Source organism: Enterobacter sp. RHBSTW-01064 (assembly GCF_014103035.1).
Classification (GTDB): Bacteria; Pseudomonadota; Gammaproteobacteria; order Enterobacterales; family Enterobacteriaceae; genus Enterobacter; species Enterobacter mori.
This window is the reverse complement of sequence record NZ_JABXOU010000018.1, coordinates 1-2,296: the sequence shown is the minus strand read 5'-3', so window position 1 is coordinate 2,296 and position 2,296 is coordinate 1. Positions and strand designations below refer to the sequence as shown.

2 protein-coding genes and 1 pseudogene are annotated in these 2,296 nt (G+C 42.5%); all 3 read left to right on the top strand.

The genetic code is table 11. The annotated features are described in order from the left end of the window. Positions 1-359, top strand: a pseudogene (locus tag HV355_RS23935) (hypothetical protein); the annotation flags it as partial. Between the two features lie 55 nt (positions 360-414). Next, positions 415-738, top strand: a complete 324-nt coding sequence (locus HV355_RS23930) for a hypothetical protein (RefSeq protein WP_182403865.1) — start codon at positions 415-417, stop codon at positions 736-738. 857 nt (positions 739-1,595) lie between these two features. After that, complete coding sequence (locus HV355_RS23925) at positions 1,596-1,793, top strand: hypothetical protein (protein ID WP_126336428.1); 198 nt, start codon at positions 1,596-1,598, stop codon at positions 1,791-1,793. Positions 1,794-2,296: the final 503 nt, after the last annotated feature.

Genomic DNA, 2,296 nt, shown 5'->3' with positions numbered 1-2,296 from the left:
TTGGTTTAGGAGAGGCGGCAAAACGCTCAATTGGTTCTGCTGCTAACCAGATACCGGATATGTCATTTTTCTCAAGCAACATGAGCACTAACGGCTATTCAAAATTGCCTGGTGGTTTGATCATTCAATGGGGATGGTTTGCTGTAGACACAACGAATGGTGTGGTTTCAAATAAATATGTAAACCTACCAATCGCAATGCCTACAGCATTACTTTCTGTTATCGCAATGTTTAGTACACAAGATCCGTCTGTTCGTACCGTTGGATTTAATACGGCACTTACTTCCCGTTCTCAAGTTAACTTTACCTACGTAACACCGACTACAAATTCCATATTCTTCATTGTGATGGGATGCTGAACGCGTAGTATCAAATATATACTCTAAAAACGTTGGTTTAGGAGAGGCAGCGAAAATGGAGGCTGTCACTGCCCAATTAGCGGTTAATGGATGGCTTAAAATTCCTTTTCCAGGAGATCAAAATATTTATCTTCAGTGGACTGTTCTTACTTCGTCAAAAATCGATATAAGCGGTGGAGAGATAGATGTCATGTCTTTCACGTGGCCTATAGCTTTCCCACATGGCGTACTGGCAATAAGTAATTCAGCAAACACCTATGTTCAAGCAGTTAGAAGCATCGAAGGTGCTAACCGATTGGGAGGGAAGCTGTTAGTAATGGCTCATAGCGGCAATATCGCACACACACCTGTGACAAGTATCATGGCGATCGGGTATTAAAGGTTGTTTTTTCACACTAACAGAAATACCCGAAGACAAGATGCTCGCCAAAAATGAAACCGGCGAGCCAATTTTGATTGGAATTAGTTCTGTTCAGGAGGAATTTGCAGGTTGATATTAGATACTATGCAAATTTCTTCTGTGAAAGTTATTTACCTATGGCAATAATCATGGTCCCGTACTTTCCTGCCTTTGATGTTTTGATTTTCGCGAGCGTTCGATCACCTCCTATGATTTTGTACGTAGGCGCTTCTGTCTGTGTTGGATCTACCCACATAGCGGATATCGCTAACAACGAATAGGGAAACGCTACCGGGTAAACTGCTGGTGTTCCCTCTAAATCTGAGCTGTAAACATCAACTGAAAAGACCTGTACAATATGGCCGCTAGGTAATTTGAACCATCTCAGATCAGAAGTGAATGAACTCATATCGGGGAGCTGATTTGCGCCGGTGCCTACTGTTCTTTTCGCGGCCTCTCCTAAACCAACGTATGCAGTGCTTAAAAAATACACGCGCTTAACGTTGGTTTAAGAGAAGCAAGGTTTGTAACAAGCAGAGGTCGCAATGCGAATGGTCAATGGATTATTTGGTCTGATGGCGCTATCGAGGTTATGGGTTATGGCGTAACCATTGAAAATGGATTGGCCACAGTAACGTATCCCATCGAGTTACCTGATGTGAGCCGTTATATCAGTATTGCTGAACGGCTTGCTGGGGACACTGGTACTGCGTTCAATTCTACTCATACATCTATGGTCATCGACTCATTAACAACAAAAGCGGGTTTTAAAGCTCGTTGCACTATGGCAGCAACGGGTGCTCCATCAAGCAATGGATTTTCATGGAGAGTGTACTATGCGCCTATTTAATCCCAAAACAATGACAGAAGTAATACCAGGCTTTCATGATATCGCTGGTGCTATTGAACTACCCGAGGATAATTGGTTTTTTAGAGAAAATGTAATTCCAGAAGGAAAAATGCTCGCCGTTACTCAATCAGGCGAGCCAATTTTGGTCGATGTAAAATCTGCGCGGGAGGAGTCGGATAGGTGATGTTGGGTGCTGAGGTGATATCTACCTCTTTGAGCGCCTTAATATAGAGAATGAAAAGCATACACACTTAACGTTGGTTTAGAAGAAGTCATCAAACTAAAACCTGCAGAAGGCGTACAAGATGTGGATGGATGGTTGGCAGTTCCAACCAAAGATGGAAAAAAGTTGATAGTTCAATGGGGGAGAATAAGGGTTGATTACTCGGGAGAACATAGTGCCTATGCTGTACTCGGAGGCAGTGTAAGTAAGTATATTGGAGAAAAAAATTTTCCTATCACTTTCCCAAATTCGGTGATAAATATCATTACCTCGTCAAACGATGTTATTAATACTTATATAGCAAGTGCCTATCCATATTCGGCCGGTAAATTTACATGGTCACTCCACTCGACTACTGCCTACGTCTCAAGTAGCGGGGGAGGAAACAGCTTCTGCTGGTTTGCAATCGGGTATTGATACTTCACAGTATATCTTTTGAGCGCTTAATACGTTGGTTTAGGAGA

Bases quoted from the DNA above. Each gene is read 5' to 3' on its own strand.
- HV355_RS23930 (WP_182403865.1), top strand. From the start codon at position 415: ATGGAGGCTGTCACTGCCCAATTAGCGGTTAATGGATGGCTTAAAATT.
- HV355_RS23925 (WP_126336428.1), top strand. From the start codon at position 1,596: ATGCGCCTATTTAATCCCAAAACAATGACAGAAGTAATACCAGGCTTT.